Origin of the sequence: Vibrio pelagius, assembly GCF_024347575.1 — a bacterium.
GTDB lineage: Bacteria > Pseudomonadota > Gammaproteobacteria > Enterobacterales > Vibrionaceae > Vibrio > Vibrio pelagius.
Window position 1 is genome coordinate 2,463,825 of sequence record NZ_AP025503.1, and the last position, 14,734, is coordinate 2,478,558.

At 46.0% G+C, this 14,734-nt stretch carries 12 protein-coding genes; 5 read left to right on the forward strand and 7 right to left on the reverse strand.

What is annotated here, in order from left to right; translation table 11 throughout:
- Window positions 1-46: 46 nt before the first annotated feature.
- From vsple_RS10735 to xni, 4 genes are all read left to right on the forward strand, one after another.
- Window positions 47-2,305, forward strand: a complete 2,259-nt coding sequence (locus vsple_RS10735; RefSeq protein ID WP_261881988.1) for a tetratricopeptide repeat protein — start codon at window positions 47-49, stop codon at window positions 2,303-2,305.
- Window positions 2,306-2,423: 118 nt separating this feature from the next.
- A complete protein-coding gene (locus tag vsple_RS10740; RefSeq protein ID WP_255230073.1) occupies window positions 2,424-3,989 on the forward strand; it encodes a GGDEF domain-containing protein in 1,566 nt (521 codons plus the stop codon).
- 263 nt (window positions 3,990-4,252) lie between these two features.
- Window positions 4,253-5,620, forward strand: a complete 1,368-nt coding sequence (ppnN, locus tag vsple_RS10745; RefSeq protein ID WP_261881989.1) for a nucleotide 5'-monophosphate nucleosidase PpnN — start codon at window positions 4,253-4,255, stop codon at window positions 5,618-5,620.
- A 260-nt stretch (window positions 5,621-5,880) separates the two neighbouring features.
- A complete protein-coding gene (xni, locus tag vsple_RS10750) occupies window positions 5,881-6,654 on the forward strand; it encodes a flap endonuclease Xni (protein WP_255230071.1) in 774 nt (257 codons plus the stop codon).
- Between the two features lie 89 nt (window positions 6,655-6,743).
- On the opposite strand, the gene rlmM is transcribed toward xni, so the two are convergent.
- Genes rlmM through vsple_RS10770 form a run of 4 tightly spaced genes read right to left on the reverse strand, consistent with a single transcriptional unit; the run spans window position 6,744 to window position 9,747 of the window.
- Window positions 6,744-7,835 carry a 23S rRNA (cytidine(2498)-2'-O)-methyltransferase RlmM gene (rlmM, locus tag vsple_RS10755; protein ID WP_150869153.1) on the reverse strand — a complete coding sequence of 364 codons (1,092 nt, stop codon included), beginning with the start codon at window positions 7,833-7,835 and terminating at the stop codon, window positions 6,744-6,746.
- Window positions 7,832-8,230, reverse strand: coding sequence for a DUF423 domain-containing protein (locus vsple_RS10760; protein WP_261881990.1), 399 nt, complete (start codon window positions 8,228-8,230; stop codon window positions 7,832-7,834). Before vsple_RS10760 ends, rlmM begins: the two co-directional genes overlap by 4 nt.
- Window positions 8,220-8,846, reverse strand: a complete 627-nt coding sequence (locus vsple_RS10765; protein WP_261881991.1) for an alpha/beta fold hydrolase — start codon at window positions 8,844-8,846, stop codon at window positions 8,220-8,222. Before vsple_RS10765 ends, vsple_RS10760 begins: the two co-directional genes overlap by 11 nt.
- Window positions 8,839-9,747, reverse strand: coding sequence for a transcriptional regulator GcvA (locus vsple_RS10770; RefSeq protein WP_032551652.1), 909 nt, complete (start codon window positions 9,745-9,747; stop codon window positions 8,839-8,841). Before vsple_RS10770 ends, vsple_RS10765 begins: the two co-directional genes overlap by 8 nt.
- A gap of 654 nt (window positions 9,748-10,401) precedes the next feature.
- On the opposite strand from vsple_RS10770, the gene vsple_RS10775 reads away from it, so the two are divergent.
- On the forward strand, window positions 10,402-11,079 hold the full coding sequence (locus tag vsple_RS10775) for a glutathione S-transferase family protein (RefSeq protein ID WP_261881992.1): 678 nt from the start codon (window positions 10,402-10,404) through the stop codon (window positions 11,077-11,079).
- Window positions 11,080-11,167: 88 nt separating this feature from the next.
- On the opposite strand, the gene thiI is transcribed toward vsple_RS10775, so the two are convergent.
- The 3 genes from thiI to pomA all read right to left on the reverse strand — a co-directional run bounded on the left by thiI (window position 11,168) and on the right by pomA (window position 14,636).
- Window positions 11,168-12,616: a tRNA uracil 4-sulfurtransferase ThiI gene (thiI, locus tag vsple_RS10780; RefSeq protein ID WP_255230066.1), complete on the reverse strand. Its 1,449-nt coding sequence runs from the start codon at window positions 12,614-12,616 to the stop codon at window positions 11,168-11,170.
- Window positions 12,617-12,912: 296 nt separating this feature from the next.
- The gene (locus vsple_RS10785; protein ID WP_255230065.1) at window positions 12,913-13,860 is read right to left on the reverse strand and encodes a flagellar motor protein MotB; all 948 of its coding nucleotides are present in this window, start codon (window positions 13,858-13,860) and stop codon (window positions 12,913-12,915) included.
- Window positions 13,861-13,871: 11 nt separating this feature from the next.
- A complete protein-coding gene (gene pomA, locus vsple_RS10790) occupies window positions 13,872-14,636 on the reverse strand; it encodes a flagellar motor protein PomA (protein WP_255230064.1) in 765 nt (254 codons plus the stop codon).
- Between the last annotated feature and the right edge of the window lie 98 nt (window positions 14,637-14,734).

The following is a 14,734-nucleotide window of genomic DNA, read 5'->3' on the forward strand; positions in this document are numbered from 1 at the left end:
CTGTATTTCGTCTCTATATCTGCAGTTCGACTGAAAGGAAAATAAAATGCGTTGGTTAACTTTTATTGGCCTGCTGCTTGTTAGCTTAAGTGCTTCTGTTAGCGCCTCGATATATTCATCGGCTTTGCTTAACGAGGCCAATAACTTGGTTGAGATAGAACCAAGCCGAGCCAAACAGATGGCCAACAGTTATCTAACGCTTCGCGTCCTATCAGATCAAAGCGAGAAAAGCCCATCAGCCATTTCTCGCGAAGAGACGGACTCCTCCATTCGCACTCCAAATAGCAGTATTGATGCCTATAAGATTCTCGCTAAGGCAGAGTTCAACTTGGGGCACACGCGCACCGCGATTCAGCATATCGAAACTGCAAGCGAACTGGCGAAGACCTACAAACTTCAATACTTAGAGCTTGACCTTCAGATCTTAAGAACTCGCTTACTGTGGCTCAGCAACCGCAAATCAGCAGAAGCAAAAGAGGTTCTCGCCACCATTGAAGCCAACCTGCAATCGATCAACAAGACGCTACGTCTCACTGAAGGCATTAGCTACCGCTTAATTATGCTTAAAGCTGAAATCGCTTCTTATGAGAATCAAATCGATGAAGCCGAAAGCCTATATAAACGTGCTAAAGATTTCCTAGACCAGCGCTACTCTGAGAAAGTGACCATCGACTACCATATTGCAGTAGGTGAGTTCTATTTGACGCACAAAGAGTACAACCATGCACTGTCTGAACTGCTCTACGGCTATTGGAAATCGGTTGAAGGTAACCTGAGTGCGCGCTTGGCGAAGGTCAACCGCTTGTTAGCACAACTCTTTTTTGAGAGACAGGTTTTAGACAAAGCGGTTGAACACCTTTCTCAAGCCGCTGACTTTTATGATAACTTCGAGACATCCCCTATTCTTGCTCAAGTATTGAAAAAGATGGGTGACGTGTACTACTTCCAAGGTAAGTACAACCTCGCTTTAGTGCATTTCTTTAATGTTTTGGATCACGAAAGTACCGACCGCGATATTAATCAAGTCATTGATATTCGCTTGAGTCTATCAGCGACATACCTACGTCTATATAACTATCCATTGGCGGAGCAATACCTATCGCGAGCACTGGAACTTCTGGAATACACAGACAACCTGAAACTCGAAGGTCGTGCAGCGCTGTTGTCAGCGGGGCTTGCCTACCACCTTCAAGACAGCGACCAAGTGATTAGATATGCAGAGCGCGCACTGGATATCTCTCGTCAAATTGAAAATATGCGCCTTTCACAGCGTTCGTACCACCTACTCTCTTTGGGTTACGAACAGGCGCAACAGCCGCAAAAAGCATTAGAGAATCTCAAGCAGTACACCTCTCTGATTTCACTAGAGCAACAAAACCTCAACCGAATCAGTGAAGATGCCTTTCGCCAACAGAAAGAGTTCGCTGAGCGTACGCTGCACTACGCGGGTCAGGCTGAAGAGCTAGAGCTGTATAAAGAAGAGCACCGCAAGTTCCAAAAGATCTCTTTTGCCCTGTTCCTATTCAGTATTATCTTGTTCTTCTTTGTATTACGTCGTGGCTACGTCATTCAAAGCCAAGCGAGAGAGAATGAACGCCTGAGTACCGATCTCTTCACTCACTCGCGCTCTAAACTGCCAAACCTGAGAATGCTCAACGCTAAGCTGTCTAACTCGCTTGAACAGACCAGCCAGACTTTCGAGCAGTGGCAACTTGGTGAGCTCATTCATGAGCCGCTGAATGACCGCCTACGTTTTGTGATGATTGACTTACCATTTCTGCGCAACATGTATACACAAAACGGTTACAAAGCCGGTCTTGAGCTCGAAGATGCCTTTGGGGAATACCTGAAAACCAAGCTTGATGAACCATCACGTATCTACCACTTCTCTGATGCTAACTTGCTATACATTGAGCCAAATTCGGATCGTAATGCGTCTCCAGAGGCCATGTTCCGCAAAATTCAATCTTGGATCTCTGACTTTGAGCCCGCTCGTAATATGAATCGCACTATTCGTATTGGTATCGCCGACTACCCATTCTTGCCACGCGCTTATACCGCGATTAATGACCAAGAACTACTCGATGTACTGCTGATGGCAACCAATATTGCGCGTGAAGTGAGCCTCAAAGAGCGCAACAGTCAGTGGGTCTATTTGAAAGCCATCGATAATGCTCCAGCAGCGAGCCTTGCAACTGATAACATAAGAGAAGCGTGTAAAGTCGCTATTAATCAAGGGTTAATAAAAATACAATCCTCTTATCAGAATGAGGACAATATCAAAAAAATGCTAAAAGATGAGTGATTTGCGAGCGGTTAGTCACTCAAAGCAGTGACCTTATTTTTAGTTTTGTTATTATCGATAGATTGGCATTTCATCAAAGCGATCGTCAACGATCTATGTGGCACTAATTTATTGACCTATGGGCATTCTCGAACAAGACATACAGGCTCAGCTGCATCAACTGAAAACTCAGTTAGATCAAGCTCGTCTGAATCAGAGAGACACCTCGTTCAAGTTCATACGTGAACAAAAGGTCCTGAAACGTATTGTCACATCTTTAAGCGATGCTTGTGTCGGCACCAATGAGCATCTTGATGAAAACTTAATCGCCCTTAGGGAAGCGCTGCAAAAACAGAAAGATGTCAGCTCAATGATTCCGAAGCTGGCCGTTTTGGAGCGTATGCTAAAACAAAAAACGGTGGCTATGGAAAAACAGAACGGGTATCTAGACGAAAGCATTAAGCACAGTGGTGAAACACTGCAACGTGTAACAGGCTTACCAGCTCAGATTAAACGCGACTTGCGTAATCTACTGAGTTTTTCTGAAGCCAATGGTAGCCAAAAAATCGACCATGCAATGAAACTGCTCAGCATCTACGAGCGCGCAGTGAAAATTATGGCGACAAATTCCCGTTCTCATTTTTCCGATGCCGATTGCTCTCCAGAGCAAAGCCTACTCTCTGAACTATCAACCGAGCTGCAACACCTGATCACCGAACTCGACTTCGAGGGGGAATCAGGAGATTTATTGATCGACATCCGAGCGAAGCTTCTGCTTGGCGTTTCTACTCAAAATCTATTTGAACTGACACTGCAAGTGTTGAAGTTGGTGATTGAAGGAACAAACCTAGAGCGCAAGAAGTCTGAACAGTTCCTTGAGCAACTTAATGCCTCTCTCTCGTCAAGCATTAAAACGGCAGACCAGAACAGTGACCAGAGCCAAACCTACTTTGAACATCGCCAAAGCCTCAATAACGAGCTCGGCAACTTAGTGGGAAAAAGCCAGCAATCCGTAGAGAAAGCTACCGATATCCATGTTTTGAAGCAGTCGATCACACCGCTACTTAACGAAATCGCCTCGCTATCAGAAAGACTTAGCCACGCAGAGCAAAAAGAACAAGCTCTGATCGAGCGCATGAACTACGGCAAAACTCAGCTCGATTCTTTGTATGAAACCACCCAAGAGTACCGCCGACGCCTTGAAGATCAAGCGCAGCGTATGTTGCTCGATCCTCTCACTAAGGTGTACAACCGCACTGCATTTACCGACCGCCTAGAGTTAGAGTACCGTCGTTGGATTCGAGCTCAGCACCCGCTACGTGTAGTGCTGCTTGATATTGATAACTTTAAAGCTATCAATGATAGTTTTGGTTACACCGCTGGTGACAAAGCTCTGAAGATCATTGCGCGCACTATGAGTAAGGAGCTGTCCAAAACTGACACTGTGGCTCGTTTTTCTGGTGAAGAATTTATTCTACTGCTGCCAGAGCAGAATGATGAATACTGCCATCAAGTGATTCAGAGCATTCAGACACAAGTGAGCCGACTGCCCTTTAAGTTCCGCGATCAGCAGATCACCATCACTCTATGTGCAGCAAGTACTCAATTTGGCCAATCGGATACACCTGAAGAGGTACTTGAGCGCCTAAATCGTATCCTAAATAAGGCAAAGCAGCGTGGAACCAACCAGCTGGTTTGGCAATAACGAGCTCTTTTCAAGAAATTATTTCTCTTTTTCAAATACTTATCACATACCAAATAGCAAATTATTTGCTAAGCTAATGATTAACATTTGCTTAACAAGCCTTTTCTGGCGATAAAGCCTGTGCCAAGACCATTTAGCAAGGCATAAAATTACGTGATTATCACCCAATGCCCTCTGGCTTTGTATACCTTGCTTCACTACTCCCGAGTTTGAGGGTGACGTCACATCTTGTCTCTCCGACTCTTATTCAACAAGGAGGCACTATGATCACTCATATCAGTCCTACCGGTAGCATGGATTTACTCTCTCAACTGGAAGTTGAGCGCCTTAAAAAAACCGCATCCAGTGATCTCTATCAGTTGTATCGCAACTGTACCCTCGCGGTACTTAACTCAGGCAGCCACACCGACAACTCAAAAGAGCTGCTGGATAAATACCTCTCTTTCGATGTTGAGGTGATACGACGCGAGCGCGGCATAAAGCTCGAGCTTCACAATCCACCTGAGCACGCCTTTGTTGATGGCGAAATCATCAAAGGTATTCAAGAGCACCTGTTTTCTGTGTTGCGCGACATTGTGTACGTCAACATGCACCTTGCCGATAACCAAAAGCTCAACCTAACCAATACGACGCATATCACCAACTTAGTATTTGGCATTTTGAGAAACGCCGGTGCATTAACACCGGGCATAGAACCTAACTTAGTTGTTTGTTGGGGTGGTCACTCGATCAATGCCAGCGAATACCAGTACACTCGCGAAGTGGGCAATGAACTTGGCCTACGTGAACTCAATATCTGTACCGGCTGTGGCCCTGGCGCGATGGAAGGGCCTATGAAGGGAGCGGCCATTGGTCATGCGAAGCAGCGTTATACTGAACACCGCTACTTGGGCTTAACCGAGCCATCGATCATTGCCGCAGAGCCACCAAACCCAATTGTGAATGAGTTAGTGATCATGCCGGACATCGAGAAACGTCTCGAAGCCTTTGTGCGTATGGCACATGGCATCATCATCTTCCCAGGGGGACCGGGTACGGCGGAAGAGCTGCTCTATATCCTAGGTATCATGATGCATCCGAACAATGCAGATCAACCAATGCCGATTGTGTTAACAGGCTCAAAAGAGAGTGAAGAGTATTTCCGCTCTATTGACCGTTTTATCGGAGCGACACTGGGTAAAGAAGCTCAAAAACACTATGAGATCGTAATCGATGATCCTGCTAAAGCAGCGAAAATTATGAAGCAAGCGATGCCTGCGGTACGTTCACACCGTAAAGAGACCGGCGACGCGTACAGCTTTAACTGGTCACTGCATATTGAACCTGAGTTCCAACTGCCATTTGAACCAACTCATGAATCTATGGCAGCACTCGACTTACACATGGATCAGAAGGCTGAGAGCTTAGCGGCCAATCTGCGTAAAGCTTTCTCGGGCGTTGTAGCGGGTAATGTTAAGGCAGAGGGCATTCTCGAAATTGAAAAACACGGCCCATTCATCATTGACGGGGATAAGGCGCTAATGGCGAAAATGGACAGATTGCTCAACGACTTTGTCGAGCAGCACCGTATGAAGTTGCCGGGTGGCAGCGATTACGTGCCGTGTTATAAGATTGCTCAAAACAATGACTGACCATTCTGATCAGAGCATTTCAACTACTTAAGTGATACGTTACTATAAGGGGCGAGTTCATCCGCCCCTTTATTTATTGTTTATACCAATCACAGTAAGTAAGTGATCAAAAATAGCGCAGGAAAAAGGCTTGAGAACAAGGCAGAATTTTCTGATAAGTAGTTATTCTACAATCAAAAATTCTAACGCAGTTATCGAGCATTTTAACAAGCTAGGGTGAGCAATTATTTACTACGATTGGTATTAGTTATTGGAAACTTATGTCTATCCATCTTGTTATTATCGATGCCCTTAACCTCATCCGCCGTGTTCACTCTGCACAGCCGGACCCAAGCGATATTGCAAGAACCATCACCACCACGACGCGAACGCTAAACAACATCACCAAAGAATCGAAACCAAGTCATATCATAGCGGTGTTTGATCATCATCTACAAGATCGTGGCTGGCGCGCGGAGCTCTTACCAAGCTACAAGGAGAACCGTAAACCCATGCCTGAACCATTAATGGCTGGATTAGATGCTATTCAACAAGCTTGGTGGGATCTAGGTATCGATTCTCTGTTATCCGATGGGGATGAAGCGGATGATTTAGTCGCAACGCTTGCCAAAAAAGTGGCAGACCGCGGTCAGAAGGTCACGATTATCTCAACGGATAAAGGCTACTGTCAGTTGCTCTCTCCCACTCTGCAAATTCGTGATTACTTCCAGCAACGCTGGTTAGATACACCTTTTATCGAAGCGGAGTTTGGCGTTAAACCGAGTCAACTTGCCGACTATTGGGGCTTAACCGGCGTAAGCTCTAGTCAAGTACCCGGAATCCCAGGGATTGGACCTAAAGCAGCTAAAGAGATCTTAACCAATTATCCAGATATAGAAGCGGCCTACCAAGCTGAAGACCTGCCGAAAAAATATCGCAAAAAGTTCGATGAACATATTGAATCGGCACGTGTCTGTAAACAGGTTTCGGCACTTAAGACAGACATCGACCTTGGCTTCAATTTACAAGACCTGCGCTACGACCCTCAGCCATAGGCTAGGAAAGGCAAATAGCGCCGGTATCTGACGCGCATAAAAAATGCTCCCAATTAGGAGCATTTTTTCAACACGACTATCGATTTCGATTAGTGCGGAGAGATGTTAGAAAGCGACTGAATATGTACTGTGATCTCTTCACGGTCATGGTACAAGTGCTTCGCCTGCATCTTAAACTTCACTTTATTTTCGATTAGGAACTGCTTTAGGTTCTCGATATCTTGAAGAACCTCATCGTAACGGCCTTTCATCGGCAGCTTGAGGTTAAACAGCGCTTCTTTCGCCCAACCTTTAATGATCCACTCGCCCATCAGGTGTGCAACACGCGCTGGCTTCTCAACCATGTCACAGATGATCCAAGTAACGTTCTTACGGTCTGGTTCAAATTTGAAACCATCGACCATGTGGTGTTTGATCTGACCTGTTTCCATCAGGCTATCCGCCATCATGCCGTTATCGACACAGTGAACGAACATAGAGCGCTTCACCAGTTGGTAAGTCCAACCGCCCGGACACGCACCTAAATCTACCCCCCACATACCTGGCGCAAGACGCTCATCCCACTCATCACGCGGGATGAAAACATGGAATGCTTCTTCAAGTTTCAGCGTTGAACGGCTTGGCGCGTCTGCTGGGAACTTAAGACGTGGGATACCCATGAAAAACTGAGAGTTGTTGTTCGGGTAAGAGTAGCCAACAAAGCAGTGACCCGGTGCGATGAAACATAGATGAAGTACTGGCTTCTTCGGATTATCTTTCGCGGTCATCAAGCCCTTGCCACGCATCGCTTGACGCATCGGCACGGTAAACTTACGACAGAACTTCAGTAGCTCCTTCGCTTCGTTAGTATCTGGCGTTTCGATACGAATGTCGCCACAGCGTGGGAAACCTTCTTTGTCTGCCAGCTCATCAAGGATTGGAGAGATGCGATCATCTTTTGGCAGATCTTTGATTTCAACGGCTACTGCTAGCATTTGACGAGCAAAGATCAGCGACTGGAAATCAATTTCTTTGATCAAACGATCCGCTTCGCCATCTTGATAACACTCAAACAATACAAAGCCCGTATTGTTTTTTAAGCGAGGAAAACCAAACACTTCCAGCTGTGTTGCTTTGTCTTGAATTTCGCCAGCACATTCTTTTTCAAAACCAGAGCGACAATAAAGTAGTACGTGTTTCACTGAGTTACCTCTTTTAAATTCAAAGCAGCGAAGGAGAAGACTCCCCAACCAATGATAAATAGTAGTCCACCTAACGGCGTTATTGGACCAAACCATTTAATTCCGGTCAGCGCCAGCGCATAGAGGCTGCCACTAAAACAAAGGATGCCGATGATAAAGCAAATTGCCGCAATGAAAAAATATTTTTGTGATTTAACACCAAGTTTCAATTGCAGCAAGATAGCACACGCCACAATCGCAAAGGTATGGATAAACTGATACAAGACACCGGTTTCGAACACACCCAATAGATATGGGGCTAGCTGAGATTTAAGTCCATGCGCTGCAAATGCCCCAAGCATCACCGCAATCGCGCCAGAGGCGCCCGCAAAGGTAAGTAACCCCTTACTTTTCATCGATGGCTCCTTTAATGAACTTAGCCAGTTTCTCAACCGCTAGTGCAATGTTTTGCTGTTCAGTATGCCCTGAGCTCTTACGCGGCTTGAAACTATGGTCACCATCCGGAATAAACTCAACAGACACCGAGTCAGAGAGGTTAAACGCAGGAAACTCTTCACGCTTACCAAAGGTATCGCGTTCCCCTTGTAGGATAAGGCACGCTTTACTCAGCTCAGCTAAGTGCTCACCTTTATACTTATCCGGCTTACCCGGCGGATGGAAAGGAAAGCCCAAACACGCCACACCAGCCACTTTGTCGTGATCAGATAAGTGACTGGCCATGCGCCCACCCATCGACTTACCGCCAATAACCAGTGTCTGGGCATCGACTTGCTCAATCACCTCTTGGTACGCCTCTAATAGCTTAGGCGCGCGATCTGGCGGTCGACGCTTACCATCTTCAGCGCGTTTGATCATGTAAGGGAAGTTGAATCGAATCACGCGAATCCCCTTAAACGCCAGGCCCTTAGCGACTGACTGCATGAATTCATGATCCATACCTGCGCCAGCACCGTGAGCAAACACAAAGGTATACTGGCTATGCTCTTCACCATCAATCAGCCAATTATTCATCGAGTAGTTCCTCTTGTTCACTCTGTGCTTTCGCCAACATCCAATCACGGAATGTCGCAATACGTCCCATGTCTGCCTGTTTGTCATGACACACGACATAAAAAGCGTTCTTACTAATTAACACTTCATCAAACGGGGCGATCAGACGCCCAGCTTCAATTTCTGGCTGCGCTAATACGTTGTTACCCAATGCGATACCTTGGCCATGAGCGGCAGCCTGCAGCACCATGGTTGAGTGGCTGAAGATAGGACCGTGATTAACGTTAACCCCATCAATACCATTTTGTTTTGCGAACTGTTTCCAATCTTTACGAGAGGTATCATGCAATAACGTATGACATGCCAAATCACTCAATGACTCTAATGGTTTATTGCCCAATAGAATTGAAGGTGCACACAGTGGGATCAGATATTCTTGGTAAAGTTTGTCCGCACGTAAACCCGGCCAATTACCTCGCCCGTAGTAAATCGCGACATCAACATCGTCTGTCAGTGAACCCTCATCCATATCAACCGCTTTGATACGAACGTCAATATCAGGCTCTTGTTGATTAAAATCGGCCAAACGAGGCACCAGCCACTGGATAGCAAAGCTAGGCGGCAAGCTGATGGTCAACGCACCTTTCTCACTGCGCTCAAGTACCTTATCGGTCGCCTCAGCAAGCGATGTGAAGATATCTTTGATGTCTAAGAAGTAGCTCTGCCCCTCTTCGGTAAGCAGTAAAGAGCGATTCCTGCGGCGAAAGAGCTTCAAGGAGAGGAACTCTTCCAATGATTTTATCTGGTGACTCACCGCAGCTTGAGTAACAAACAACTCTTCTGCTGCACGCGTAAAACTCAAGTGTCTAGCCGCAGCTTCAAACACTCGTAAGGAGTTTAGTGGGGGTAATCGACGAGACATAGTTACTCTCTAAAATGGCATTAGTTTTTTTTATCTGAAACATTATAATTTGTCCATTGCTTAGCGGCTAGAGAAATTCTATATTTCCTCCCGCAGTCACTAGCCTGAACGGCTTGATTCTCTCTGAATCAATTGGCTTAGTCACTGCGATGTTGTGTTTGCAAACTCGTACTTTTCGAGTTGGGTAGAGTTCTACCAAATGTTTTGTTTTAGTAATCCCCTAAAACGAGGCATCTACTTCCTGTATTTATTTTGACCTGTCTGTCAAATTTCTTTACACCGCCTTTATGGCGGTGTTTTTTTATCTACCGTTTAATAATACCAATCGTAGTAAATAACTGCTCACCCTAGCTTGCTAAAATGCTCGATAACTGCGTTAGAATTTTTGATTGTAGAGTAACTACTTATCGAAATTCTCTGTTGCAGAAAAGCTGCCTTGTTCTCAAGCTTTTTTCTGCGCTATTTCTAATCACTTACTTACTGTGATTGGTATAACAATACGTTTATCAATAGCTCACCTTATTGAAACACTCTTAGTCTGAGTCATTTATGCTTAAACTGACAAATTAAATTTGAACGACCGTTCATGTTGAATTATAGTCAATGCACAAGCACGGACGTGCCGACGACAAATAACGAACTAGGAGTTCACTGATGATTAAGTTCTACTTCCACCGTACCCCAAACCCTATGAAAGTTGCACTCTACCTTGCAGAGACAGGTCTAGCCTACGAGCTTGTCCCAGTCGACACGCTCAAAGGTGAGCAACATACTCCGGAATTTCGCCTAGTTAACCCAAATGGCAAAACCCCGGCGATTGAGGATGACGGCACCCGCATTTTCGACTCCAACGCGATCCTTCTTTATCTATCAGAGAAAACCGGCCTGTTTGCAGGTCAGCCACAAACGCGCGGTGAGTTGCTCTCTTGGTTGATGTTTATCGCATCAGGACTGGGGCCTTTCTCGGGTCAATCGGTTCACTTTCATAAGGCGGCGCCAGAAGATCTTCCTTACGCAAAGAATCGCTACCGTCGTGAAGCAGAAAGGCACTATGAGGTACTAGACAATCATCTGGCCGATAAAACATACATGGTGGGTGAAGAATACACCATCGTCGATATGGCGGCTTGGGGCTGGATAGACAAAGCACCATTTGTGCTCGGAGAGGATGCACTCAATGATTATCCAAACCTAAAGCGCTGGTTTGAACAGATCAATGCGCGCCCAGCCGTTGCCAAAGCACGCGAGATCGAAAGTGGGATAGACTTTAAATCAACAATCGATGAAGAAGCAGCAAGAGCCCTGCTCCCGCAGAACTTTCCTAAAGCCTAGAGCTCCGTTACTTGGAACACTCTGTTTTCAACGACCGATAAAAAAGCCGCTGTTATAGCGGCTTTTAAGATAACTTTTGGAGAGTGACCTAAGGACGGTACACTTTCACGTTAGAAAAACCTTGCTCTTGCAAGTAAAGCGCTTGCAGACGGCTCATAACACCACGGTCACAGTACAGTAGGTACTCTTTACTCTGGTCAAGATCACCGAACTGCGTTGCTAGCTTGTAGAAAGGTAGGTGCTTCACGTCAACGCCCTCAATCTCTAGTGGGTTTTCGTCTTCTTCATCAGGGCTACGGATATCCAGTACGATTGCGTGCTCAGCAACAGCTTGAACCTGCTCAACTTCAGGTGCTTGCTCCTGGCTCTCTTTCTCGATGTCACGAATGTCCATCACGCGAGCGTTCTCAATCACTTGCTCAAGCACTTCAAAGTTAAACTTCGCTTCTTCCGCTTCTAGCTTACCTTTCTTCGCTTTTACTGTTGGCTTCTTAGAGATAACACCACAGTATTCAGGCATCACTTTTGCGAAATCTTCCGTACCGATGTTACGCGCAAGGTCGATGATGTCTTCTTTGTCCCAGTTGATCAGTGGGCGAAGGATCAGAGTGTCCGTTACGTTATCGATGTGACGTAGGTTAGTCAGCGTTTGGCTTGATACCTGACCTAGTGCTTCACCTGTAACCAGTGCTTCGATCTTGAACTTCTCTGCCACCATGCCACCAGCACGCATAAACATACGCTTAAGAACAACGCCCATTTGACCATCTTCCACGTTCTCAAGAATTTCAGCCACAACTGGTTCGAAGTCGATAGAGATGAATTTCACTTTTGCAGAAGAACCAAACTTGTTCCACAGGTAGTGAGCGACTTGCTTAACACCGATTTCGTGTGCAGGACCGCCTAGGTTGAAGAAGCAGTAATGTACTTTAGAACCACGTTTGATGTGTAGGTAGCTTGAAACGCCAGAGTCAAAACCACCAGAAATCAGGCTCAGCACGTCTTCTTGCGTACCTAGAGGGAAACCACCTAGGCCCTTGTGACGAGCGATGATCTGGTTAAGCTTGTCGTTTGCGATTTCGACTTTAACCGTCACTTCTGGATCTTTCAGCTTAACGCTTGCCGATTCTACCGCTTGGTTTAGACCACCACCAACGTAACGCTCTAGTTCAATAGACGTGAACTCGTGTTTACCACGACGCTTAGCACGAACAGAGAAAGTCTTACCTTCGATGTCACCACGGCTACGCTCTAATACCTGCTCGAAAATATCGTGTAGGTCTTTGAATTCAGACTGCTGAACCTCCAAAGAGTGGTGAATACCTGGAGTTTGAGTCAGGATCTCAAGCACTTCTGGGTAGTACTTATCGCTCTCAGATGTCACTTCGATATGATCACGACGGTTGAATACCGCAACACTTTCACAGCGACGCTGGATAACGTTGCGAATGTTGCACTCTAGAATCCTTGTGAAGCGCTTACGCACCGATTCACTTTTTACAAAAATTTCCGGATGGGGCTTAACAATAAATTTCATAGTACTTTCACAACATTAAACAAGTTTAAGGGGCTCGGCGCTAAGCAAAAAACTGAGATTTTACCGAGCACTTGAAGCAAGAATAGATCATATCTAAATCTAAGGGCGCGAATTATACATGAGAAAGTCATACAAGGAAAAGAATGCTTGCTCTAACCCTATCGTCAACAGGGAATAAGCACTCAACCTCCAGAATTTGTACTGCTAAACACAGTGAAAGGTTTAGTTTTTCCCACAAAAAAGCCCGAGTCTCGATAACTCGGGCTTTCGATTTAAGCTTGATTATTGAAGTAATTCTATTCAGTCACGACCGGAACTTCATCACTGTAGAGCGGTTCACCCTGCATGATACTTATCTCAACTCGGCGGTTAAGACTTCTTTGCCAGTCAGTATCATTCGGCTCCAGAGGCTCAGTATCTGCCATGCCGCGAACTCGTAGTCGCTGGTGAGAGAAACCTCTGACCTTCTCCATCTCTTGGGCAACCGATACCGCTCGCTGAGATGAGAGATCCCAATTTGAACGATATAACTCTGAATCCAAGCGCTGGTTATCGGTATGCCCTGATATACGAACAATACCCGGTACGTCTTTCACCAATTCAGCCACCTGTCTCACCAAAGGACGGAACTTGGGTTGCAAGAACGCCGAACCTTGAGGGAACGCCCCTTTTTCTCGAATTCGAATCACAATCTGCTGACCAAGGTTTTCTACCTCAATCGCCCCCTGATCAATCTCACGCTCCAAGGCTTTCTTAATGCTCTCCATTAAGGTTTCCATCTCTTGCGATTGCGCTTCAGACTGCTGCTGTTGATTATCTGACTCAGAATTTTGGTTATCATGAGTCGAAATCTCTGGCGACTTGCCGCCGGTCATCTTACCTTGATCACGCATGGTGCCACCTGCACGATCAGATTCACCCTCATGAAATTCAAGCGTTTGCTGAGTAACATCTATGGTCTGCTGCATAATCACGTCAATCGGTGTCGGCTCCGGACGACCCGGGCGAAACTCTTGCGCGATGATACTGGTCCCTTTTGGAATGTCTTTCACTTCCAAACGGTTTTGTACACCAAAGGCAAACTTCATTGAGCCGGCGATCTGTTTAAACTTCAGTACGTCCATCTCTGAGAAAGAGAGCAGCAGTACGAAGAAACACATCAGCAGCGACATCAAGTCAGCAAAGGTACCCATCCATAAAGGTAAGCCGGGGGGCGGACATTTACAGGGCGTTTCTTCTTCCATTACCGAGCTCCTTAATCAGCTTCGCCATCAAGAAGACGTTTACTCTCATTGAGGTAGTTCTTCAGGTAGCCATCGATAACACGTGGGTTTTGACCATCTTGAATCGCTAATACACCATCCATAACTAAGCGGCGGTTTAGCGTCTCTTGTTCACGGCGCAGTGCCAGTTTGTCGGCAATTGGGAAAAACACCATGTTGGACAGAATCGCACCGTAAAGTGTGGTTAAGAGTGCCACCGCCATCGCAGGACCGATCGCTTTTGGATCATCCATGTTCGAAAGCATCGCAACCAGACCAACAAGAGTACCAATCATACCCATCGCTGGTGCAACGTCACCGAAGGCGCTGAATACTTTGCCACCACGCTCATGTCGCTCATCGGTTAGAGCGATATCTTTTTGTAATGCCGCCCTTACTACGTCAGCATCGTGACCATCGACAAGCAAATCGATGCCCTTCTGCATAAAGCTATTATTGATTTCCATCTCTTCCAGAGCAAGAAAACCGCCTTTACGAGCCGCATCAGCCATCTCAACCACTTTCGCGATCAAGTCTTCGGGCTCGTCAGCTTTAAACATAAAGGCCTTACCTGCAATCTTTGCCGCGCCAAAGAACTGGCCCATTGTGAACTTCATCAAGACCACAAAGGTTGAACCACCAACCACGATCAAGATCGAAGTCGTGTCATAGAACATCCCAAGGCTTCCGCCTAAGATCATTGCCATGATCACGAAGGCAAATCCACCAATCAAACCTATTAGGGTTGCTAAATCCACTGAGCACTCCTCATGCTTTTTCTTGTTCTACCTCGAGAATAATCTTCTTATCGGCAAGACTATAAGATCTTTTAGAAAATTCTTGGCCTAAGTATCAC